Here is a 20,751-nt window from a genome sequence, read left to right on the forward strand (position 1 = left end):
CTGTCTTCGAACGACGCACTCCGTCCTCTCATGTCCCGGCTCTGCAGCGCACCGTCCTGCTGGACGATGCTTCGCATCGCCCAGGGGGACGTTGCGTTGCGTCCGGGGCACGAGAGCGGAGTGTGGCCCGCACTCCCTCCACCGTCGTTGCGAGGCGCCCCATGCGTCGAAACCGAATTTCGGAAAAACGATATATTTTCGCGCGGCCGGATTGACGGAGCCGCGACACAGCAAGGTCCCGTAGCCCGGATGGAGTGCAGCGCAATCCGGGACGGTACGGTGAGAGATGCCCTGGACTACGCCATCGGCCGCGCCCTCGCGCGACCCGTCGGCTCCATCCGGGCTGCGGGGGCATCAGGCATCATGCGGAATGCGCGCACAAAAAAACACCCGGCGGTTTCCCGCCGGGTGTTCATCACGTGGTTCGAAAGATCTTACCAGTTGCGCTGAGCGCGGAGCAGCAGGGTGACGCTGTCCTGATCCTTCAGCTCGTACAGGGCGGCCGGCTTGGCCGTCGTGCCGGCACCGGCGTAACCAACCGTGCCCGAGTACTTCTGGTCGAGACGGGTCCAGTTCAGGTCGCCCGAGAACGTCAGGTTCTTGACCGGGGTCCAGCGGGTGATGATACCGACCTGGCCGACGGCGAAGTCAGGGTTACAACCCGTGACACCGGCGAGACCGCCGAACACACCGCCTGCACCGCCAGCGCCGCAGAGAGCGGTCTTGGCAGTCGAGCCGTACTGAGCCTGAGCGTAGGCACCGTACAGCGCGGTGTTCCAGTAGGCATCCCAGTTGTGGGTGTAGGCACCACGGAAGCCCCAGGTCTTGACGGTTTCCTGCTGGCCACCCGAGATGAACACGGTATCCGGAGCATAGGCGAAGCCGACGCTCTGATAGGCAACGCCCGAGCTGCCGAACATCGAGTAGCTGCTGCCCGCCAGGTTCTGGAAGTTGTAACGGGTCGCACCGTCGGTGTAGACGCCCGAAATGTTGATCACGTCACCCGCGCCGGTCGGGATGTTCTTGATCGACAGAGCGAGCTGAACCGCCCAACCCCACTTGTCGTCGGGGTGACCGGTGGCTTCGGTCGCGCCGTAATAGGCAACGTGGTTGTCATGCGCAGCAACCGACGCCTGGAACATGCCCCAGGCCTGGTCGACACGGACCATACCGACGAGGTTCGGCGAACGCGAGCCGCCGATGGCGTTGGTGCCGTAGGTGCCGCCGACCATGCTGCCTGCGGTCGCACCGGTCAGGTTGACGTTGCCGGCCTGGTAGTAAGCCGTCGCGTCTTCCGCCGAGAACGCCGCCGTCACGCCCTGACCGAAGTCAGCGGTGTAGGTGAACTGGTTGACACCAGTGACCGTGCCGGAACCGCCGACGAGGCTGTCGATGTTGTTGCCGGGATAGTTGGTCCAGGGCGCGTCGAACTGCGACACGGCCTTACCCATGGTGAAGCCAGCGAACTGGATGAAGGCGTAGTACACGCCGAGCGAGCCGCCCGAGGTGTTGCCGTCGGTGCCGTTGATCGACGAACCAACCAGCGCCGGCGTCGCGCCGGAGGTGTTGAGGCCGAGGTTGCCGGTATAGACCGTGCCGCCCGTCGCGGAGCCGGAGCCCTGATAGCCACCGGTGGTCCAGGTGAACACGCCGTCGAAGAAGGTACGGACGACGCCGTATTCGGTCGCGGTGCGCGTGTCGATGTTGAGATCCTGACGAGCGCGCATCTGGTAGTAGTTGCTGAGGCGGTTGTGCGCACCGGCCGGAGAGCCGTTCGAAATGCCGTAGTTGCTGTTGGTGTTGAACGCGACTTCAGCGCGCAGATAACCACCCAGCTTGATGCAGGTGTCGGTGCCCGGGATGTAGTAGAAGCCGGCGCCGTACAGCGAGCAGATCTTCACGTATTCGACGGCCTTGGCCTTCACGGGGAGATCGGCGGCGAACGCCCCGGAGACGGCCATCAGGCCGGCAGCCGAGCCGAGAAAGAGCGTCTTCGTCAACTTCATTAGTAAACCTCCAGGTCGGTTCAGGGGGCTCGGCTCCTCGGAGGACGCCGCTTGACCCACTTAATTTCCGTTCAATTCAGGTCCGCACTGAAGGTCCGGACTGAAACGACAGTGAGGTGCCCCCCCTCCGTCGTAGCTTCACGTATAGTTTATAAAAACAACGGCCTCAATTTATTGATTTAGTGAATCGTAACTTCCGTCAGAGATGTTGCCCAATGGCCACAGAGGCGATCGGTGCGGCAACTAACTGTTTAATATAAAACGAAAAAGCCCTCAGGGGGCATCCCGAGGGCTTTCTTGGAGGTCTCACATCGCTGTCCATCGACAGGGTCAAGAGCAGCAGAGATTGAGTGCCAGGAGACGTAATTTAATTAATTGCTTTTTGCAAGTACTAAACCGCCAAACCGTTTCCGCCGTAAGGTGTCCGCCACAATTGTCTATGCGCGATATGCGAGACGATTCCCCAATATCCCATTAAAAGACTGAACCAAGGGAAACGGGGGGCAGCCACATGATCGAGAAAAAACTCGACAGGGCGATTACAGACTTCATCTGGAACGTCGTCGAAATTCACTCCCAGCTGGAGGACATCCATACCTGCTGGGCCGGACTGCTGGGCATTACCGAGCCGCAGTGGCTGATCTTGATGGCGATCACCGAACTGGACGACGGGCGCGGCGTCGCCGGCATCGACATCGCGAACAAGTTGCGGGTCCACCCGGCCTTCGTGACCAACCAGACCAAGAGCCTCGAAAAGAGCGGCTTCCTATCGCGGCGGCCGGCACCGGACGATGCCCGCTTCGTTCTGATGTCGCTGACGGAGAAGGCCACGACGGAAATCGAAAAACTGTCCAAGAGAAAGCTCGCCTTGAATTCGACCATCTTCAACGAGCTCGACGAGAAGACCCTGGCTGAACTGAATGCCGCGCTCGCAACGATCGCCAGGAACGCCCGGCTGGCGGCACGATTGCTGGCTATCGACGTGTCGTGACGCGCGCCTCGGCTTCGAGGCGACCGCCCCGAAGCATGGCCGCAAACACCGCTCTCGAATACGATGCCCCCAGGGGCTAGAGGTAGGTCACGGCATCAAGCTGACGGGCCGTTCCGAGCTTGCTGCCCAGCCACTCGAAGACGAAGTCGTCGACGGCGATGAAATTCTCGACCTCGCCGAGCGGGTGCCGGACATTGTTGGGCACGACGACCGAGCAATCGGCTCCGGTCTGCCGATAGCCGGCTTGCAGATCGAGGGCATCCTGCTCCCATATCATCGAGCGGCTCCCGACGACCATGAGCAGCGGGCACGGGAGTCGACGCGACGGCGGCAGCGAACCCGTCGAGGCCCCGTCAGGGACCGCCTGCCCGAAACCGGTCATCCAGCGAAGCGACGCTCGACGCATCACCGGCGTCAAAAGGCCGCCGTCGCACACGGCGGCCGCTATCCTGCGATCCGAGAGGGCAAGACGGGACGCATGACAGGCGCCCTCCCCTTCACCATAGATTGCGATCCGCCGCGCATCGACATCGGGGCGAGCCTCCAGATAATCCAACCAGTACTGAAGCCTGTGCTCCGGCTTGAAGGAGCGATGAACGGTCGAATTGCCGGCATCAACGAGCAGGAGCGACATGGTCCCGCAGAGTGAGGCCGGCAACAGCCTGCTCATCATCGAGCCCAGGGTGATGTCCTCGTCACTGAGGCAGATGACCGTCGGCGCGGAAGCTCCACGATGGAGCGCCGGCAGGAAGAAGCCGGCCAGCGCCCCTTGATCGAAGCAATCGATCTTGACGCGCTCGATCGCCAGACCGGCCTCCGCCTCGAAGCCTCTCAGGCTGATGCCGACCTCGTCTGCGAGGCCAGCACTCTCGGCATCTCCCGGACAAGACAAGCGTCTGACGACTTCGAGGGCCGTCAGCGAACAGAGCCACGCTTCCCGCGCAACCCAGGCGGAATGGTTTTCGCGCGCGGATTCGGCCAATGTCCTGTAGTCGTCCGCGACCCTCAGCCAATCCGAAATCCACAGATGCCGGTGCGTCTCATGCGAAAGCTCCGCGACGGACAGGCTTTCGAAAAACTGCGACGCGCGGTCCCGCAAGCGCGCCAGGCTTTGCCCGGCGCCGTCGCACGAGCCGTGTGGCCAATGATCACCTTCCATGTCAGCCCCCGAGCAGCGCCGTCAACGGTTGCCCGGACTTACGCCCAGACCTGCCGGCTTCGCGTTCTGTGCAACGCCCTCCACGTCTGCTCGATGCGATCGCCGCCGCCCCTGATCGCGTCCATCGCGCGCGCGCCTGTCGATGCTGCCCGCCGTGTCGACGTCTTTCGCCGCCATTCCAAACCAGCCCGCTTGGGCACAAGGTCGAGGCCGGCCCAACTCAATCGTCACGTCCCAGCTCCATCGCTGAACTCAGTTGTTTGCCGCGCACGCCGCCACTCCAGCGATGCGGGCCTTGTCGTTTCTTGTTGCGATCGGCGAATAGAAAAGACTTCACTTCGCCGACGTAAAATACATGCCTGCGTAGGCCGGCATTGTGAAAGCACGATATGGTGAGGGATGCGGCGGATTGCCGCTTCATCAATGCCCCGCCGGCGACGTGACAAGATGATGACAGCGAACCGAGCGACGTGTCGCTCATCGGCGCGCCGGCTGTGACGACGTACGATCGCACCTCACGCTGAGCCGGGACGAGCGGGACATCATCCCGCCGACGGGATTCGGTAAAGTCGTATGGCGTTGCGCGAGCCGATGGACCGCCGCACCTGCCGGGACAGCGAGGACCCATCGAGCGACAAATGAGGGCCCGTCGCGGATGAGCGCTGCGCAAGCCGCGAGGTCCTGCGGAAGGATTGCCGGATCATGCTTTTCGCGCCATCGCGGCCGCCGGACCTCGGCCGCCTTGTATGCATTATCCCAGTTGCCATCCCTGCGCAGTTCGCTTTAGATGCCGGCAACTCGCCCGCGGATGACGGCCGGGGCTCAAAAATCACAGACATTGTCAAAGGGACGGAATATGGCGCGCAACATATTGATTCTCGGGGCTTCTTACGGCTCCTTGCTGGGCACGAAGCTGCTGATGGCGGGGCACAATGTGACCCTGGTCTGCCGCGCCAAGACCGCGGAGCTGATCAACCGCGAAGGTACCGAGGTCCGCATCAAGCTGCGTGACGAGGCGGTGCATCGGGCGATCTTCTCGCGCGACCTGCCCGGCAAACTCGACGCCGTGACCCCGGCCAATGTCGACCTCTCCCGCTACGACATGGTCGGCCTTGCGATGCAGGAGCCGCAATACACCAACCACACGGTGCGCGTTCTCATGGTCAAGATCGCCGCGGCGAAGCTGCCGTGCCTGTCGATCATGAACATGCCGCCGCTGCCCTATCTGAAGCGGATCCCGGCGCTCGCCGACATGGATCTGGAAGAGGCCTACACCAATGCGCAGGTCTGGGAGCGGTTCGAGCCGGGGCTGGTGACGCTCTGCTCGCCCGACCCGCAGGCCTTCCGTCCGCCGGAAGAGGCCGCGAACGTGCTGCATGTCGGCCTGCCCACCAACTTCAAGGCGTCGGTGTTCGCCGACGACAAGCACAACAAGGTGCTGCGCGAGCTCGAGGCCGACATCGACGCGGTGACGCTCGACGGCCACGACGTGCCGGTGAAGCTGAAAGTGTTCGATTCCCTGTTCGTGCCGCTGGCGAAATGGTCGATGCTGCTCACCGGCAATTACCGCTGCATCACGCCGCACGATCCGCAGTCGATCCGCGACGCCGTGCACGGCGACCTCAAACGCTCGCAGACGATCTACGACCACGTCGACGCCATCGCCCGCAAGCTCGGCGCCGATCCGCAGGACCAGGTGCCGTTCGCGAAATACGCCAAGGCCGCCGAGAGCCTGCTCAAGCCGTCATCGGCGGCGCGTGCGGTCGCGAGCGGCGCGCCCTTCATCGAGCGCGTCGACCTCCTGGTGAAGCTGATCTCGCATCAGCTCGGCGTGCCCAATGCCGAGATCGACCGCACCGTCGAGACCGTCGATCTGAAATTGAACGAGAAGATCGTGCAAGGCGGATCCGGCGCGCAATAAGCGCGCCGCTTGCGGTGACGTCGGCGCTCACGCGCTCAGGAATGATTGAAGCCAGATCAGGCCGGTCACCGCGACAAGCGTGACCGCGCCGGTCCGCGTGATGAGGTCGGGATGCCCGAGGCGGCGGGCGCCGCGGCCGAGCGTTGCGCCCAGAGTGATCCACGCGGCGCCAGCCGTGACGATCTGAAGTGCGATCGCGCCGAACCAGGGCAACAGTTCGAGCGGCCCGGCCTCGAGCGGCAGGAGCAGGAAGGCGAAGACGAGCGCTTTCGGGTTCAACAGGGTTGTGATCATCACCTGGCCGAACGTCACCGGTGCACCGTCGCGCAGCTCGCGCTTGTTGACTCGCCAGAGCATGACGGCAAGGCACAGGATGTATGCGGTGACCGCGACTCGGAGCACGACGGCCGCGACCGGAATGTCGCTGACGAGAGGGCCGAGCGCCAGCCTCAGCACGGCAATTGCCAGCAGATAGCCGCACAGCTCCGCCAAAAGCAGATGAAGCGAGCGTGCGATGCCGATCCCCGCCCCCGATGTCGCGAGCAAGGTGTTGGTCGGCCCGGGCACGGCCAGCAGGAAATAGGTCGCCGTGAAGAAGGTCAGGAAGGTCATGCGCCTGAGCTAGCAGGCTCCTGGCCAGGTCGATTTGATCTTCATCATCGAATCCGGTCCTCAAAGCCCGGAATCGGTCCGAATCCGCCCATCCCACTGGTCGCCGATTTGCGAAAAATTTGCATCCATGCGAGGTCTGGCCTTACGTAACAGAGGCCGACGGGATGCCTCGGCAGATACTCCAGATGCCGGCTGCGGGCAGCAGGTTCCAAATCTGCCCGCGATAGCCGGATTGACGGGCGAAAGAACAAGTCATCGAAGATGGATCAGTCGGCATTGCAGGTCGTTCGCGCGGTGGAGGCCGGTGCGACGACCATGAAGGGTGTCATCGACGCGACCGGATTGTCTCGCCTCAAGGTCGAGCGCGCGTTGAACGTGCTGGAGAAGCAGAAGCTGCTGGTTCGCGACGGCCAGGGCTTCAAGGCAGCCGGCCAGCTGAAGGCAGCGCCGCTGACCCGGCAATGCGGATCGTGCAACGCCTGCTGCGACATTCTCGAGGTGGCCGCCGTCGACAAGCCGGTGAACCAGCTCTGCAAGCACTGGCAGACGGGCACCGGCTGCACCATCTACGACCGCCGCCCGCAAATGTGCCGTTCCTTCGTCTGCGCCTGGCTGCAGGGGCATCTCGACGACGACTGGTTCCCGGCGAAGTCGGGCATCATCGTTCATTTCAGCCAGGATGCCGTGAACGTCACGGTCGACGACCACTGCCCCGATCGCTGGCGCGAAGAGCCTTATTTCAGCAAGCTCGCCGAATGGTCGCTAAATGGGATCAAGCGGATCGGAAACCGCGGCTATGCCACTCTCGTCGTCTCCGGCGCCGACCGTTTCCTGCTGCTCGGACGCACCGTCGTTCCCGAGCCGACGCTGTTTGGCACGGCGTTCGTGCCGCTGACGGCCGACACGTTCCAATTCTGGCGTGCGACATCGCCGGAGCATCTGCAGCGATTACACGAGCGCGTCGCCGAGATGGAGCGGATCCGGCAGGAATTCGGCTCCTGCGCGATCCCCGCAAACGAGGACGACGATCCGCAAGCCCCCTATCGGCCCGCACTTCTACGGCTATCGAATCACGCCTGAACGCCGCCGTGGGCAACGCGGCCTGATCAGCGCCGTGCCGCTCGACGCGCCGCGGCGGGATTGATAAGCCCCTGTCCGCGAATGACGGGGACTTGAGTCGGGCATGACGGTTGCGATCGAGATGGGGCAGACCACGGCAGGTGCCCCGGCCGCCATGGACCTCGAGGAACTCTTGGCGACCCGCCTCCTGGTGCAGGGCAATTCGGGCTCCGGCAAATCGCATCTGCTGCGGCGGCTGCTGGAACAGAGCGCGCCCTGGGTGCAGCAGGCCATCATCGACCCCGAAGGCGATTTCGTCACGCTGGCCGAGCGTTTCGGCCATCTCGTGATCGAGGCCGAGGATCATACCGAGCGCGGCCTTCAGGTCGCCGGCGAGCGCGCGCGGCTGCATCGCGTCTCCACCGTGCTCAATCTCGAAGGGCTCGACGCCGAGAACCAGATGCGTCGCGCGGCGGCGTTTCTCGGCGGGATGTTCGAGGTCGACCGCGACCATTGGTATCCAATGTTGGTGGTCGTCGACGAGGCCCAGCTGTTCGCGCCGGCCGTTGCCGGTGAAGTCTCGGACGAGGCGCGAAAACTCTCGCTCGGCGCGATGACCAATCTGATGTGCCGCGGCCGCAAGCGTGGGCTGGCCGGCATCATCGCGACCCAGCGGCTGGCGAAGCTCGCCAAGAACGTCGCGGCGGAAGCCTCCAATTTCCTGATGGGCCGGACCTTCCTCGACATCGACATGGCGCGCGCCGCCGATCTGCTCGGCATGGAACGGCGGCAGGCCGAATCCTTCCGCGATCTCGAGCGTGGGCAGTTCATGGCGCTGGGACCTGCGCTGTCGCGCCGCCCCCTGCGCCTGCATATCGGGGCGACCGACACCCAGCCGCGCAATTCCACGCTGCGGCTGATGCCGCTGCCGGAGGCGGCCACGGACGATATGCGCGCCATGATCCTGGCCGCGCCGCCGCCCGACGCCAGCCGGCCGCAACGACGGCCGGCGCCGGATCTGCTCGAGCAGCTCCGCGCCGCGAAGGCCGCCGCGCCGGTGATCCAGCCGGAAGTGGACGAGGTGCCGGTCAGCGCCGAGGAGCTCGCCGAGCGGCGGGAACGCGTCGATCGCACCCTTCGTGCCGTGCTCGCCGCGCCCGACGCCGGCTTCCGCGCCGTCGGCGTGCTCTATCAGGAGTTCGTGGTCCGCTGCCGGATCGAGGGACTAGGCTCGGCCGTCCCTGATCTCACCGAATTCCGCCGCATGCTGACGCGCGCACGCGCGGGGCTCGGCGCCGAGCATGCCGAGGACGACGCCTGGCAGGACGTATCGCTGCGCGCATCCATTTTGCCCGACGACATGCAAGGCGTATTCATGATGATCGCGCGCGCGGCGAAGGAAGGCTGGCCATGCCCCGGCGACGCCGCGATCGCGCGCGCCTATGGCTCGCACTCGCTGCGCCGGGCGCAGCGGCTGCTCGGCTACATGGAGGAGCAGGGCCTGATCGTCGTCCAGCTCGACGGCGGCGGACGCCGGATCGTGACGCTGGTGGAGCTGGCCTGGGCCACGGCCCCCGGCGATCCCAATGGCGATGATCTGCCGGCGGAGCAGGTCGCGAGCGCGGCTTCAGCTTGAAGCGCTACGCAGCCTCGGAGCCGCCGAGATAGGCGTCGCGGATGCGCGGGTCGTCCTTCAGCGCCCGCGCCGGGCCTGACAGCACGATCTTGCCGGTCTGCAGCACATAGGCTTCATGCGCGATCTCCAGCGCGAGGCTGGCGTTCTGCTCCACCATGAATACCGAGACGCCCTCCTGGTTGATGGTCCGGATCAGCTCCAGTACGCGGTCGACATAGAGCGGCGACAGGCCCATGGTCGGCTCGTCCATCACGATCATCCTGGGACGGCTCATCAGCGCGCGCGCCATCGCCACCATCTGCTGCTCGCCGCCGGACAAGGATCCTGCGCGCTGCGATAGCCGCTGGCCGAGTTTTGGAAACAGCGTCAGCATCTTGTCCAGATCCTGCGCGATCGCCTCACGGTCGTTGCGCACGAAGGCGCCCATCAAAATGTTCTCGCGCACGCTCATGTCCGCGAACAGCCGCCGCGCCTCCGGCACCGAGGCGATGCCGCGGCGGACGATCTGCGGTGTCGAGAGGCCAAGCAGCGAGGCACCGTCGAACGTGACATCGCCCGAGCGCGGCTTCACCAGTCCCAGAATGATCTTCATCGTCGTCGACTTGCCGCTGGCATTGCCGCCGAGCAGGCAGACGATGTGGCCGCGCGCGACTGTGATCGACAGGTCGAAATGCACCTGCGCCTGGCCGTAGAAGGTGTTGACGTTGGACAGCGCCAGCAGCGGTTCTGGTGTGCTCGCCGTCATGCCGCGCTCTCCTGCACCGACGCCCCTGATAGCCCATGGCCGAGATAGGCTTCGATCACCTTGGGATCGCCACGCACGGCTTCGCCCGGCCCTTCCGCGATCTTCTTGCCCTCGTCCATGACGATGACGCGGTCGGAGAGACGCATCACCATCTCCAGCTTGTGCTCGATCAGGAGGATGGTCAGCCCTTCCGCCTTGAGCTCGGCGACGAGGCCCTGCATCTCCGTTGTTTCCGTCGGGTTCATGCCGGCGGTCGGCTCGTCGAGCAGCAGCAGGCGCGGCTTGAGCGCGAGCGCGCGCGCGATCTCGACGCGGCGGCGGTTGGCGTAGGACAGGCTATAGGCGGGCTGGTCGATCCGCGGCAGCAGCCGCTCGCCGAAGCGGGCGAGGATGGCCTTCACCTCCTCGCGCAGCCGCTCTTCTTCGGCCCTGACGCTCGCGGGCCGCAGCAGCGCCAACCCCAATTCCAGCAGCGGACCGATCACCGGCACCGCCGGCTTCACCGCACGCAGCCGCGTGTGCGCGCCGATCAGGACGTTGTCCATGACGCTGAGATTGCCGAAGACGCGGCCGAGCTGGAAGGTGCGCGCGATGCCCTGACCCGCGAGCCGCTCCGGCGACAGGCCTGTGATGTCGTGTCCTTCGAAGCGGACCGTGCCGGCGTCGGGTCGATCCAGCCCGGTCACGAGATTGAACAGCGTGGTCTTGCCGGCGCCGTTGGGGCCGATGATGCTGATCAGCTCGCCTTTGGCGAGATCGAGATCGATGGCATCGACCGCAGTGAGGCCGCCGAAGCGCCGCGTCAGCCCGCGCAGGGACAGCATGTTCGTGTGCTGCTCCGCCATCACATCGTCCCCAACAGGCCTTGCGGCCTGAACCGCACGAGGAGCAGCAGCACGATGCCGTAGATCAGGATGCGATACTCCGCCGCGATCCGGAAGACCTCGGGCAGCCCGACCAGCGCCACCGATCCGAGAATCGCGCCGACGACATTGCCGAGGCCGCCGAGGATCACGACGGTCAGTGCCAGGATCGATTGCTGCGTGTTGAAGGTCTCGTGGTTGATGTAGGAATAGAGGTGCGCCGCGATGCCGCCGCTGATTCCGGCAGCGAACCCGCCGAAGATGAAGGCCAGCGATTTGTAGCGGTTCAGGCTGAGACCATAGGCACGCGCAGCGATGTCGTCGTCACGAATGGCGCGAAAGCTGCGTCCGAGATGCGAGGTCAGCAGTCGCCCCTGCAGCAGCGCCAGCACGACCATCACCGCGAAGCTGAACCAGTAGATCGACGTCGGGCTGATCAGATCGTAGCCGAACAGCGACAGCGGCGGGATGCTGGAAATGCCGATCGGGCCCCGTGTGACGCTTTCCCAGTTCAGGATCACCAGCGACACGATCTCGCCGATGGCGAGCGTCGCGATCGACACATAATGCCCGCGCAGCCGGAACGACGGCGAGATCAGCGCCGTGCCGAGCGCCGCGCACATCAGGCCGCCGCCGATGATCGAGAGGCCCACCGGCACGGAGAAGGTCAGCGACAGCAGCGCGGAGGTATACGCGCCGATCGCGAGCAGCGCGGCATGGCCGAGCGAGACCTGACCGATCGTACCCGCAACCAGCGTCAGGCTGAGCGCGAGCATGCCGAGCAGCCAGGCGTTGATCAGGGTCTGCAGCACGTAGAATGACACCGGGAAGAGCGGCAGGACCGCGAAGATCGCGGCCGCAACGGCCAAGGCCCAGCGCGGAATGCGCACCGGGCGGCTCGGCGCGATGAAGGTGCCGGTGAGCGGCTCGGGCGGCGCCTGCCGCGCGCTCGCGAACAGGCCGTTGGGCCGCAACACGAGCACGACAACCAGCAGCAGGAATGCGAACAGATTGCGGTAGCTGGTACCGAACACCGCGACGCCGTAGCTTTCGACAAGGCCCAGCAGCAGGCTGCCGATCACCGCGCCGGGCACATTTCCGGCGCCCCCGACCACTTCGGCGACGACGCCCTTGAGCGTCGCCTGCAGGCTCATCGCGGTGTCGATCTGGTTGTAGTACATGCCGACCAGCATGCCGGAGACACCGCCGAGCGCGGCGGCAATGCCAAACACCGCCTGATTGACGCGGTTGACGTCGACGCCCATCTGCATGGCGGCATCGCGATCCTGCGCGGTGGCGCGCACCGCCCAGCCGAGCTTGGAGTAGCGCAGGAACACGAACAGCAGAATCGCGCTGGTGAGGCCGACGCCGGCGATCAAGAGATCGAGCGGGCCGATGGTGCCGCCACCGACCTGGAAGCGGACATCCGGCAACTGGCTCGGCAGCGCGCGCGGATTGGGCGAGAAGGTCAGCATGACCAGCTGATCGAGCACGAAGCTGATGCCGATCGTGGCGAGCAGTGGGGCGATACGCACCGAGTTCTGCAGCGGCCGCAGGCCGAACCGTTCGATGATCAACCCGACGATCGCAGCAGCCACCGCGACCACGATGATGGTGAGCGGCAGCGGCGTATGCAGCTGCACCACCGCGACCCAGCCGATATAGGCACCGACCAGGTAGATCGACCCTTGCGCAAAGTTGATCAGCCGGCTGACGCCGAAGATCAGCGCGAGCCCGACCGCAACGAGGGCGTAGACATTGCCGACGATCAGCCCGTTGATCGTGTAGTCGAGCCAGGAAGACACGCAGCATTCCTACTGAAGGGAGAACGGGTCGGAGCGATCACTCCAGCCAATAGGTCAGGTCGGCTTGCCGTCCCAGAGCGCGAACTGGCCCTTGCGCACGACGAGCTCGGCGTTCATGGCGCCCTTGACGCGGCGGCTCTCGACGTCGAACGTCGCCGAACCGAAGATGACGCTGGAGACGCCCTTCACTTTCGCGAAGGCATCGCGGACCGCACGGCGGTCGGTGCCGCCGATCTTGACCACGGCGGCCGCCATGTTCATGGCGTCATAGGAATAAGCGTTGAAGGCGTCCGGCTCCTGCCCGCCGTATTTCGCCTTGAAGCCGGCGATGAACTTCTTCACCTCGGGCCTGGGATCCTCGGGGAAATAGCGCGTGCCGAGATGGACATCCTCGACCGCCTCGCCGCCGAGCTCCAGGAATTTCGGCGAGTAGACCGAGCTTGCGGCGCAGATCACCTGCTTCAGGCCGACCTGCCGCGCCTGACGGGCGATCAGCGCACCGTCGGAATAATAGGAGATCAGGATCAGCCCGTCCGGACTGGCGTCGCGCACGCGCACCAGCGTGGAGCGGAAGTCGCGCTCCTCCGCGATGTAGCCCTCGGTCACCGCGACCTCGGCGCCGTACTCCTTCGCCGCTTTGACGAAATAGTCGCGGCTGGTGCGGCCCCAATCGGTGTTGAGGTGCAGCACCGCGAGCTTCTTGAGGCCGAGGCGCTTCACGGCATAGGCCGCCAGCAGGGGCTGCTCGTCGGCCTGGCTGACCGACGTGCTCCACATGAAATCGCCACCCTTGGTGAAATCGGGGTGCGAATTGGTGAAGCCGAATTGCACGAGGCCGCCGCGCTGATAGATCGGCGAGGCCGCCATCGAGGCCGGGCTGGAGAAATCGCCGAGCTCCATGACGATGCGGGGATCGGAAACGAATTTCTGGGCGATCGCCACCGACTGGCGCGGATCGCTCTGGCTGTCTTCGAACTGATAGGCGAGCTTGCGCCCGTTGATGCCGCCGGCCGCCATGATCTCGTCGAGCGCGAGGTCAAAGCCCTGCTTCCACTGCGTGCCATATTGCGCGTTCGGCCCCGTCAGGGGACCGCTGACGCCGAGCAGGATCGGTTCGGACGATTGCGCGAAGGCGCCGCGCGAGACGGCCGCTCCCGCCATCATGGCGGCGAGAGAGCCCTTCACCAGGCTACGACGATCGATGTTGCTCATGCACGGCTCCATCCACTCAATGTTGAAACAAGCAGCAATTCCCATGCCGCCGAGATTGCCTATTTCGAGGGCTCGCCGAGCGACAGCATCAGCCGGTTCGCCCAGTTGAAGAACGAGGCGCCGTTGATGACGTCGACGATCTCGGCATCGTCGAGACCGGCACTGCGCAGCTCCGCGATATTGTCGGGCCCGAACGCGATCGGCGTCGCGGCCAGCGCCACCGAGGCCTTGACCACGGCATTCCAGCGCTCACCGAGATCGGCCTTGATGCCCTCGTCGAGCAGACGCTGCACGTCGTCGCGGCGCTTGGAATAGGTGCTGGCGAAGCGCGCATGCACGGAGGCGCAATAGATGCAGCCGTTGTAGCGCGAGGTCGCGGCTGCCGCGAGCTCGCGATCGGCACGCGGCAGGCCGTCGGCGACGTTGTAGAAGATGTCCTTGTCGGTCTTGGTGCGGGCTTCCAGCACTTCGGGATCGCGCACCAGCAGGCGGAAATATTCCGACTTGGCGCGCGAGCGATCGACGAGGCCCGAGTAATGCCGCTCGGTCAGCTCGGCCTCGGGCAGCGGATCGATCCAGGAGACCCAACCGAGCTCGTCCTGGGTGAAGACCACGGGGGGATTGACGGTTGCGCTCATGATTGCGGTCTCCTCTTATGCGCTCGCCGCGGCGAGCGTGCGCAAGCCGCTGACGACGCGCACCTGGAACGACAGGAACGCGACGAGTTGGGAGAAGGTGACGATCCCGGTGTTGGACCAGCCGGCGCCAAGCAGCGCCTTCATGTCGGCAGCGGCCGCATCGCGCGGGCGGAACACCAGCAGATGCGCATGCTCGAGCGCTGCTGCGAGCCGCGTGCCGAGGGAGGACTTGCTCGCCGCACTTGCGCGATAGATCAGGCCGGCCGTGTTCTCGACCGACAGCGGACCGGCAGGATATGAGCCATAGGGGCCCGAGGTTCTGCCCCGCGCGATCTCGGCGTCGATCGCCTCCAGCAGGCGCGCGCCGTCCGCGTTTGCGGCGAGCTTGTCGCGATAGAAGGTGGCAACGGGCGACTCGCCATGGAGCCCGGTCACGAAGGCCGCAACCGCCGCGCGCTCGGCCAGCGAGACATCGCCGGCGTCGATCGGCTCGAACAGCGAGAGATAGCTCTTCTGCGCGTTCTCGCGGGCTTGCAGGCGGCGGGCGCGGATGGCGTCCAGCGCCGAGCCGGACTCGATCCCGGCGAGTGTGTCGATGATATCCTGTGTTGCCATCATTCAGCCTCGTGCAACGCGATGCTCTTCATGTCCGATCAGCCCGCCAGCGCCACGTCGGGCGCCGTCCGGGTCCAGCCCAGCGCGGGTGCGACCTTCTCTGCGACGAGATCGATCGAGCGCAGGACGTGGGGATGCGGGGCATCGACCGAATGCACCTGGAAGACGAGGTCGGTCACCCGCTCCAGCGTGGCGTCGGTGCGCAGCGAGGCGATGACGTGGTCGGCATCGCCGACATGGGTGTCGAACGCCGCGATCATCTCCTCCAGCGTCTCGCCGGGGGGAAGATGACCGCCCTTCATGAATTGCGGCAGCGCGCGGCGCAGGCCGATATCGGCAAGCCGCAACGCCTCGCGATGATCGTCGGCGACGAAGATGCTGCGCGAGGCCATGATGCGGGGCTCGCATCCCGGCGGCAGCGCCGCGAGATAGGCATCGATCACCGGGTTCTGGATCTCGGCGAGCGTCGCCTTCGGCGCTTCCTTGGTCCGCGGCTGGGTGCGTGACAGCAACAGGCCATCGCCGGCCTTGCCGGCGCGCGCGCCGCCGGCGACGGAGAACGTGGCCTGCCAGATCCGCTTGTCCAGCTGCGGCCGCTGCGGATAGATCGTGTCGCCGCCGTCGAGCGGCTTGCCGACCAGGGCCGTGCGGACGACCTCCAGATTGCGCGCAAAGATCTCGTTGCGCTGGGCGCTGTCGAGGCCGAAGGCGGCAAAGGCCGACGGATTGCCGCCGGTGCCGACGCCGAGCTCGAAGCGGCCGTTGCAGATGAGATCGAGCACCGCGGCGTCCTCCGCCACCCGCACCGCATTCTCCAGCGGCAGCGTGACGATGCCGGTGCCGAGGCGGATGCGCGAGGTCTGGGCTGCGACGTAACCGAGAAAGGTGAAGGGCGACGGCAGGCCGCCTTCGCGCTCGTGGAAATGATGCTGGGCGATCCACGCGGAATCGAGGCCCGCCCTTTCGGCGCGCACGATCTGCTCGGCCGCGAAGCGATAGCGCTCGGCGGGCGGGGCCTCGTCGAGCAGCCGCGTGAAGAACCCCAGGCGTTTCAGATTGGCAAAGCGTTTCATGCGACCCCTGTCGGACTGGGATGACCAGGCTGCCGATGATGTCGGGTACTGCGGCTCCAGACAAGCGGGCATTGCGCAAGGCTCATACGCAAGGCTTATAGGCAAGGCTGCCCGCCGGATCGCCCTTTGCGCTGGAGCTGGGCAGATTGCCTACCAGCTCGGCAGCACCGCGCCCTTGAACTTGGTCAGGACGAACTCCTTGACCTCCGGGCTGTGGTAGCTGTCGACGAGGATCTTGACCCAGGGCTTGTCCTTGTCGGCGGCGCGTACCGCAATCAGGTTGACGTAGGGGCCCTTCGGGTCCTCGCGCAGGATCGGATCCTTGACCGGATCGAGGCCCGCCTGGGTTGCATAATTGGTGTTGATCGCGGCGGCATCGACGTCGTCGAGCGCGCGCGGCGCCTGCGCCGCATCGACCTCGATGAATTTCAGCTTCTTCGGGTTCTCGGTGATGTCGAGCACCGTCGGCTTGAAGCCGGTGCCGTCCTTCAGCTTGATCACGCCCTTGTCGCGCAGCAGCAGCAGCACGCGGCCGCCATTGGTCGGATCGTTCGGGATCGAGACCTTGCCGCCCTCGGGTATGTCGGCGAAGCCCTTGTGCTTCTTCGAGTAGACGCCGATCGGGAAATTCACGGTCAGGCCGACGGCCTCGATCTTGTAGCCGCGGTCGGCCTTCTGGTTGTCCAGATAAGGCTGGTTCTGGAACGAATTGGCCTGGATCTCGCCGGCATCGAGCGCGGCGTTCGGCACGACATAGTCGGAGAATTCGAGCAGCTGGATGTCGAGGCCCTGCTTGGCGGCGATCGGCTTCACTGCCTCCAGGATCTGCGCATGCGGGCCCGGTGTCACGCCGATCTTGATGGTCTCGGCGGTGGCAGCTGCCGACCAGGCGGCGAGCGCGGTCGCGAGGATCAGGGGGAGGCGAAACGACATCTTGGTCTCCATGGCACGGCACGAATGATGGGAACCGTATTCGCTTCTCCGTCGAACGAAATCAATGAAATGGAAAACCATATTTGCCGCCCGGCGCGGACAACGCTTCTCCGTTCGATCTGATGTGGGGAACGAACGCGCCTGTGCAAGCGTGAGGCGCATCACGGCACGGCAGTGCCAAGAGAGCGAGATTGCCGGCACAATCAGCCCCGGAGTTTCGCCATGACGACCCTCGCCGCTCCCAAGCTCACCGGCCGGAACCGGCTCGAATGCTTCGCGCTCTATGCCGTGCTGCAGGGCCTGCCGATCTATTCCGGCGTCGCGCTGCTGATCAAGCTGATCAACGCCCCTGAATTCGCCGGCGAGCCGTTCGGCGCCGCCATCTTCATTGCGACGGTGACGACCTTCCATGGCCTCGTGACGCCATGGCTGGGGCCGAAGTTCCCGCATTTCTTCAGGCACAATTTCGAACCGCTGTTCGCCGATCCGACGCTGTCCTTCTCCGAGAAGGTCTCGCGCTGGCTGGCGCAGCCGAAGGCGGCGCTGCAGCTGCTGAGCAACGCGCTGCTGCTGTCGGTGCTGGCGATCGGCGTCGCCAGCATCGGCTGAACCGGCTCGCCGCCCGGATGCTCGCGGGCGGCGGTCCGGGTCGTGACCTGCAAGAGCTCTCCACGTCGTCATTTCGTCGCATGGCCTTGCGGCCACGCCGGCATTGCCGCCCCGTGCACGATGCAACATGATGGCCTCCGGCAACGATTTGTCTTCGCGGTGGAGGGTCATCTGATGAACGAGAGCGAAATCCGGGGTCTGGTCGCGGAGGTGAAGCAAGGCACGCTGTCGCGACGCTCGTTCATCCAAAAGGTGGCCGCGGTCGGAATCGCAGCGCCGATCGCGAGCCAGATCCTGCTCTGGCACGACGTGGCGATGGCGGATGCGACGTTGCCCTACAAGCCGACCAAGGCCGGCGGCGGCGGCCCGCTGAAGATCCTGCTGTGGCAGGCCCCGACCCTGCTCAATCCGCATTTCGCGCTCGGCACCAAGGACCAGATCGCCTCGCGCATCTTCTTCGAGCCGCTCGCCGGCTGGGACAAGGAGGGCAATCTGATCCCCTGTCTCGCCGCCGAGGTGCCGACCAAGCAGAACGGCGGGCTTGCCGCAGACGGCATGAGCGTGGTCTGGAAGCTGAAGCGTGGCGTGAACTGGCACGACGGCAAGCCCTTCACCGCCGACGACGTCGTCTTCACCTGGCAGTACGCCGCGGACCTCGCAACCGCCGCCTTCACTTCCGGCTCCTACAAGGACCTCAAGGTCGAGAAGATCGACGACCATACGGTCAAGGTGATCTTCAAGGCGCCAACGCCGTTCTGGGCCGACCCGTTCGTTGGCGGCCAAGTCGGCCAGATCCTGCCCAAACATCATTTCGGCGACTATATCGGCGCCAAGTCGCGCGAAGCCCCGGGCAATCTGAAGCCGGTCGGCACCGGGCCGTACAGGTTCGTCGAGTTCAAGCCGGGCGACATGATCCGGGCCGAACGCAACCCCGATTACCACGTCAAGAACCAGCCGCATTTCGACACGCTCGAGGTCAAGGGCGGCGGCGACGCGGTGTCCGCGGCGCGCGCCGTGCTGCAGACCGGCGAATACGACTTTGCCTGGAACATGCAGGTGGAGGAGGAGGTCCTCAAGCGCATGGAGGCGGGCGGCAAAGGCAAGCTCGACATCACGCCGTCCGGCAACGTCGAGTTCATCATCCTCAACACGACGGACCCGTGGACCGAGATCGACGGCGAGCGCTCCAGCGTCAAGTCCAGGCACCCGACGCTGTCCGATCCCGCCGTGCGCCGGGCGATCAACCTCCTGATCGACCGCGATTCGATCCAGAAATTCATCTACGGCCGCGGCGGCATCGCCACCGCGAGCTTCGTCAACGCGCCGAAGCAGTTCAAGTCGCCCAAGCTGAAATACGCGTTCGACGTCGACAAGGCGAGCCAGATCCTCGACGAGGCCGGCTGGACCAGGGGCGCGGACGGCATCCGCGAGAAGGACGGCAAGAAGCTCAAATACGTGTTCCAGACCTCGACCAACGCCCCGCGCCAGAAGACGCAGGCCATCATCAAGCAGGCCTGCCAGAAGGCCGGCATCGAGATCGAGATCAAGGCGGTCACCGCCTCGGTGTTCTTCTCCTCCGACGTCGGCAATCCCGACACCTACTCGAAATTCTATGCCGACATGGAGATGTACAACACGACGCAGCCGCAGCCCGATCCGGAGCGCCTGCTGAACCAATGCGTGTCCTGGGAGATCGCGACCAAGGACAACAAATGGCTCGGCCGCAACAACTCGCGCTATTCCGATCCCGAAGCCGACAAGGCCTACAAGGCCGCGCAGAACGAGCTCGACCCGGTCAAGCGCGCCGCGCTGCTGATGAAGGTCGACGAGATCTTCTGCGAGGCCCACGTGTTCCTGCCGCTGCTCTCGCGCCCCGTCGTCAACGCCGGCGTCAACAACCTCATGGTCGACATGTCGGGCTGGGACACCATCACGTGGAATCTGGCGGCGTGGTATCGGAGCTGAGGGGCTGAATCGACGCTGAGTGTCATTGCGATGCCCCAGTGCAACGTCCCAGCGGCGGTGCCGTAGGGTGGGCAAAGGCGCATAGCGCCGTGCCCACGATCTCCCTCCATGAGCAACAAGGCGTGGGCACGCTGTCGCTTTGCCCACCCTACGAGATCGAGATTGTGGCACTCAGCTCGACCGCAGACACGCCTTCGCGGCCTCGCGGCGGATTTCGCCCGAGCTTTGCTTCGTCGCTCCACCCTCTAAAGCCAAGAGGGCGCAGGGAAGGCCGGGTGCCAGCTGGCACCCGCGGTCTGCTGCGCGAATAATGCGCAAAGGAGACCGCACAGCAGCATACAGGTGTCGCCGATCACTCGGCCTTCCCTGCGCGATGGCTGGACGGCTTATGCCGTGATCTCCCGGGAGCCGACCGTTCCTTTTGGCCTCCCTCGCCGTTCGAATTGACGATGCCGTCTGCCCGGTTGGGCTCGCGCACATCTTCGAACAGCTTGACCGTGGCAACGACGGCCAGGACCACACGGTTTTGCCGTACGCACGGCCCGCCATTTCACCCGCAGTATTCCCAGACTCCGTCGACAGAGCCGGAAACTTACGAACGAGACGAAGCCTAGCAGCGCCGTCGTCCGCACGCGGTTACGGACTCACAGGGACTACCCGCCCTGCCCGCACCTCTCATGCCGACGCTGCCGCGTCCACCGCAAGCCCGGCTCGCGAACAAGACGACCTCAAGTCGCCCCTCTTGGGTGAGCCGGGATGGGCAACACATACGCCGAAACCGAATTTCGGTAAAGTGGAATATTTTTATGGGAAGGGGTTGACGGAGGGGGACACAGGGTGGGACTCCGCAACGGCACCTTGCTACCGCCGCTGGGCGGATGTGTGGTCCTTTGAACGCATATCCAGGAC

At 65.0% G+C, this 20,751-nt stretch carries 18 protein-coding genes; 6 read left to right on the top strand and 12 right to left on the bottom strand.

From position 1 onward, the window contains the following. Positions 1-434: 434 nt before the first annotated feature. Entirely contained in the window at positions 435-2,006 is a 1,572-nt protein-coding gene (locus AABA84_RS27710) for a porin (protein WP_212248888.1), read from the bottom strand. Between the two features lie 511 nt (positions 2,007-2,517). Here AABA84_RS27710 and AABA84_RS27715 point away from each other — a divergent pair. After that, positions 2,518-2,997 (top strand): MarR family winged helix-turn-helix transcriptional regulator, encoded by a 480-nt coding sequence (locus tag AABA84_RS27715; protein WP_212248887.1) that lies wholly within the window; start codon positions 2,518-2,520, stop codon positions 2,995-2,997. A 76-nt stretch (positions 2,998-3,073) separates the two neighbouring features. Here the strand turns inward: AABA84_RS27715 and AABA84_RS27720 are convergent, their stop codons facing one another. Both AABA84_RS27720 and AABA84_RS27725 read right to left on the bottom strand, forming a co-directional pair. Continuing rightward, positions 3,074-4,156, bottom strand: a complete 1,083-nt coding sequence (locus tag AABA84_RS27720) for an alpha/beta hydrolase (protein WP_338313741.1) — start codon at positions 4,154-4,156, stop codon at positions 3,074-3,076. A 220-nt stretch (positions 4,157-4,376) separates the two neighbouring features. Then, the gene (locus AABA84_RS27725; RefSeq protein ID WP_338313742.1) at positions 4,377-4,637 is read right to left on the bottom strand and encodes a hypothetical protein; all 261 of its coding nucleotides are present in this window, start codon (positions 4,635-4,637) and stop codon (positions 4,377-4,379) included. Between the two features lie 375 nt (positions 4,638-5,012). Between AABA84_RS27725 and AABA84_RS27730 the strand changes: the two genes are divergently transcribed. Next, positions 5,013-6,077, top strand: a complete 1,065-nt coding sequence (locus AABA84_RS27730) for a ketopantoate reductase family protein (RefSeq protein ID WP_212248884.1) — start codon at positions 5,013-5,015, stop codon at positions 6,075-6,077. Positions 6,078-6,104: 27 nt separating this feature from the next. On the opposite strand, the gene AABA84_RS27735 is transcribed toward AABA84_RS27730, so the two are convergent. Continuing rightward, positions 6,105-6,689, bottom strand: coding sequence for a LysE family translocator (locus tag AABA84_RS27735; RefSeq protein ID WP_212248883.1), 585 nt, complete (start codon positions 6,687-6,689; stop codon positions 6,105-6,107). 261 nt (positions 6,690-6,950) lie between these two features. Here AABA84_RS27735 and AABA84_RS27740 point away from each other — a divergent pair, with 261 nt between their 5' ends. Both AABA84_RS27740 and AABA84_RS27745 read left to right on the top strand, forming a co-directional pair. After that, positions 6,951-7,769 carry a YkgJ family cysteine cluster protein gene (locus AABA84_RS27740; protein WP_338313743.1) on the top strand — a complete coding sequence of 273 codons (819 nt, stop codon included), beginning with the start codon at positions 6,951-6,953 and terminating at the stop codon, positions 7,767-7,769. Between the two features lie 103 nt (positions 7,770-7,872). Further along, entirely contained in the window at positions 7,873-9,384 is a 1,512-nt protein-coding gene (locus AABA84_RS27745) for an ATP-binding protein (RefSeq protein WP_338313744.1), read from the top strand. Between the two features lie 4 nt (positions 9,385-9,388). On the opposite strand, the gene AABA84_RS27750 is transcribed toward AABA84_RS27745, so the two are convergent. The 8 genes from AABA84_RS27750 to AABA84_RS27785 all read right to left on the bottom strand — a co-directional run bounded on the left by AABA84_RS27750 (position 9,389) and on the right by AABA84_RS27785 (position 17,280). Beyond that, positions 9,389-10,129, bottom strand: a complete 741-nt coding sequence (locus AABA84_RS27750; protein ID WP_338313745.1) for an ABC transporter ATP-binding protein — start codon at positions 10,127-10,129, stop codon at positions 9,389-9,391. Beyond that, positions 10,126-10,974, bottom strand: coding sequence for an ABC transporter ATP-binding protein (locus AABA84_RS27755; RefSeq protein ID WP_338313746.1), 849 nt, complete (start codon positions 10,972-10,974; stop codon positions 10,126-10,128). The genes AABA84_RS27750 and AABA84_RS27755 overlap by 4 nt, the downstream gene beginning before the upstream one ends. Then, positions 10,974-12,797, bottom strand: coding sequence for an ABC transporter permease (locus AABA84_RS27760; protein ID WP_338313747.1), 1,824 nt, complete (start codon positions 12,795-12,797; stop codon positions 10,974-10,976). Before AABA84_RS27760 ends, AABA84_RS27755 begins: the two co-directional genes overlap by 1 nt. Positions 12,798-12,851: 54 nt before the next feature. Beyond that, a complete protein-coding gene (locus tag AABA84_RS27765; RefSeq protein ID WP_212248877.1) occupies positions 12,852-14,009 on the bottom strand; it encodes an ABC transporter substrate-binding protein in 1,158 nt (385 codons plus the stop codon). 59 nt (positions 14,010-14,068) lie between these two features. Continuing rightward, positions 14,069-14,647: an alkylhydroperoxidase domain protein gene (locus tag AABA84_RS27770; protein ID WP_338313748.1), complete on the bottom strand. Its 579-nt coding sequence runs from the start codon at positions 14,645-14,647 to the stop codon at positions 14,069-14,071. Positions 14,648-14,662: 15 nt separating this feature from the next. Beyond that, on the bottom strand, positions 14,663-15,265 hold the full coding sequence (locus AABA84_RS27775) for a CMD domain protein (protein ID WP_338313749.1): 603 nt from the start codon (positions 15,263-15,265) through the stop codon (positions 14,663-14,665). A gap of 35 nt (positions 15,266-15,300) precedes the next feature. Next, on the bottom strand, positions 15,301-16,335 hold the full coding sequence (locus AABA84_RS27780; RefSeq protein WP_338313750.1) for a putative FMN-dependent luciferase-like monooxygenase: 1,035 nt from the start codon (positions 16,333-16,335) through the stop codon (positions 15,301-15,303). Positions 16,336-16,485: 150 nt separating this feature from the next. Further along, on the bottom strand, positions 16,486-17,280 hold the full coding sequence (locus AABA84_RS27785) for a MetQ/NlpA family ABC transporter substrate-binding protein (protein WP_338313751.1): 795 nt from the start codon (positions 17,278-17,280) through the stop codon (positions 16,486-16,488). A 210-nt stretch (positions 17,281-17,490) separates the two neighbouring features. Here AABA84_RS27785 and AABA84_RS27790 point away from each other — a divergent pair, with 210 nt between their 5' ends. Both AABA84_RS27790 and AABA84_RS27795 read left to right on the top strand, forming a co-directional pair. Then, a complete protein-coding gene (locus AABA84_RS27790; RefSeq protein ID WP_338313752.1) occupies positions 17,491-17,877 on the top strand; it encodes a hypothetical protein in 387 nt (128 codons plus the stop codon). Between the two features lie 174 nt (positions 17,878-18,051). Then, a complete protein-coding gene (locus AABA84_RS27795; protein ID WP_338313753.1) occupies positions 18,052-19,842 on the top strand; it encodes a peptide ABC transporter substrate-binding protein in 1,791 nt (596 codons plus the stop codon). Positions 19,843-20,751 lie beyond the last annotated feature (909 nt).

The sequence above is a fragment of the Bradyrhizobium sp. TM239 genome, from assembly GCF_036247985.1.
Lineage (GTDB): Bacteria > Pseudomonadota > Alphaproteobacteria > Rhizobiales > Xanthobacteraceae > Bradyrhizobium > Bradyrhizobium ottawaense.

Coding starts and splice junctions, on each gene's coding strand:
- AABA84_RS27710 (WP_212248888.1), bottom strand. CDS start 2,006: ATGAAGTTGACGAAGACGCTCTTTCTCGGCTCGGCTGCCGGCCTGATG.
- AABA84_RS27715 (WP_212248887.1), top strand. CDS start 2,518: ATGATCGAGAAAAAACTCGACAGGGCGATTACAGACTTCATCTGGAAC.
- AABA84_RS27720 (WP_338313741.1), bottom strand. CDS start 4,156: ATGGAAGGTGATCATTGGCCACACGGCTCGTGCGACGGCGCCGGGCAA.
- AABA84_RS27725 (WP_338313742.1), bottom strand. CDS start 4,637: ATGAGCGACACGTCGCTCGGTTCGCTGTCATCATCTTGTCACGTCGCC.
- AABA84_RS27730 (WP_212248884.1), top strand. CDS start 5,013: ATGGCGCGCAACATATTGATTCTCGGGGCTTCTTACGGCTCCTTGCTG.
- AABA84_RS27735 (WP_212248883.1), bottom strand. CDS start 6,689: ATGACCTTCCTGACCTTCTTCACGGCGACCTATTTCCTGCTGGCCGTG.
- AABA84_RS27740 (WP_338313743.1), top strand. CDS start 6,951: ATGGATCAGTCGGCATTGCAGGTCGTTCGCGCGGTGGAGGCCGGTGCG.
- AABA84_RS27745 (WP_338313744.1), top strand. CDS start 7,873: ATGACGGTTGCGATCGAGATGGGGCAGACCACGGCAGGTGCCCCGGCC.
- AABA84_RS27750 (WP_338313745.1), bottom strand. CDS start 10,129: ATGACGGCGAGCACACCAGAACCGCTGCTGGCGCTGTCCAACGTCAAC.
- AABA84_RS27755 (WP_338313746.1), bottom strand. CDS start 10,974: ATGGCGGAGCAGCACACGAACATGCTGTCCCTGCGCGGGCTGACGCGG.
- AABA84_RS27765 (WP_212248877.1), bottom strand. CDS start 14,009: ATGAGCAACATCGATCGTCGTAGCCTGGTGAAGGGCTCTCTCGCCGCC.
- AABA84_RS27770 (WP_338313748.1), bottom strand. CDS start 14,647: ATGAGCGCAACCGTCAATCCCCCCGTGGTCTTCACCCAGGACGAGCTC.
- AABA84_RS27775 (WP_338313749.1), bottom strand. CDS start 15,265: ATGATGGCAACACAGGATATCATCGACACACTCGCCGGGATCGAGTCC.
- AABA84_RS27780 (WP_338313750.1), bottom strand. CDS start 16,335: ATGAAACGCTTTGCCAATCTGAAACGCCTGGGGTTCTTCACGCGGCTG.
- AABA84_RS27785 (WP_338313751.1), bottom strand. CDS start 17,280: ATGGAGACCAAGATGTCGTTTCGCCTCCCCCTGATCCTCGCGACCGCG.
- AABA84_RS27790 (WP_338313752.1), top strand. CDS start 17,491: ATGACGACCCTCGCCGCTCCCAAGCTCACCGGCCGGAACCGGCTCGAA.
- AABA84_RS27795 (WP_338313753.1), top strand. CDS start 18,052: ATGAACGAGAGCGAAATCCGGGGTCTGGTCGCGGAGGTGAAGCAAGGC.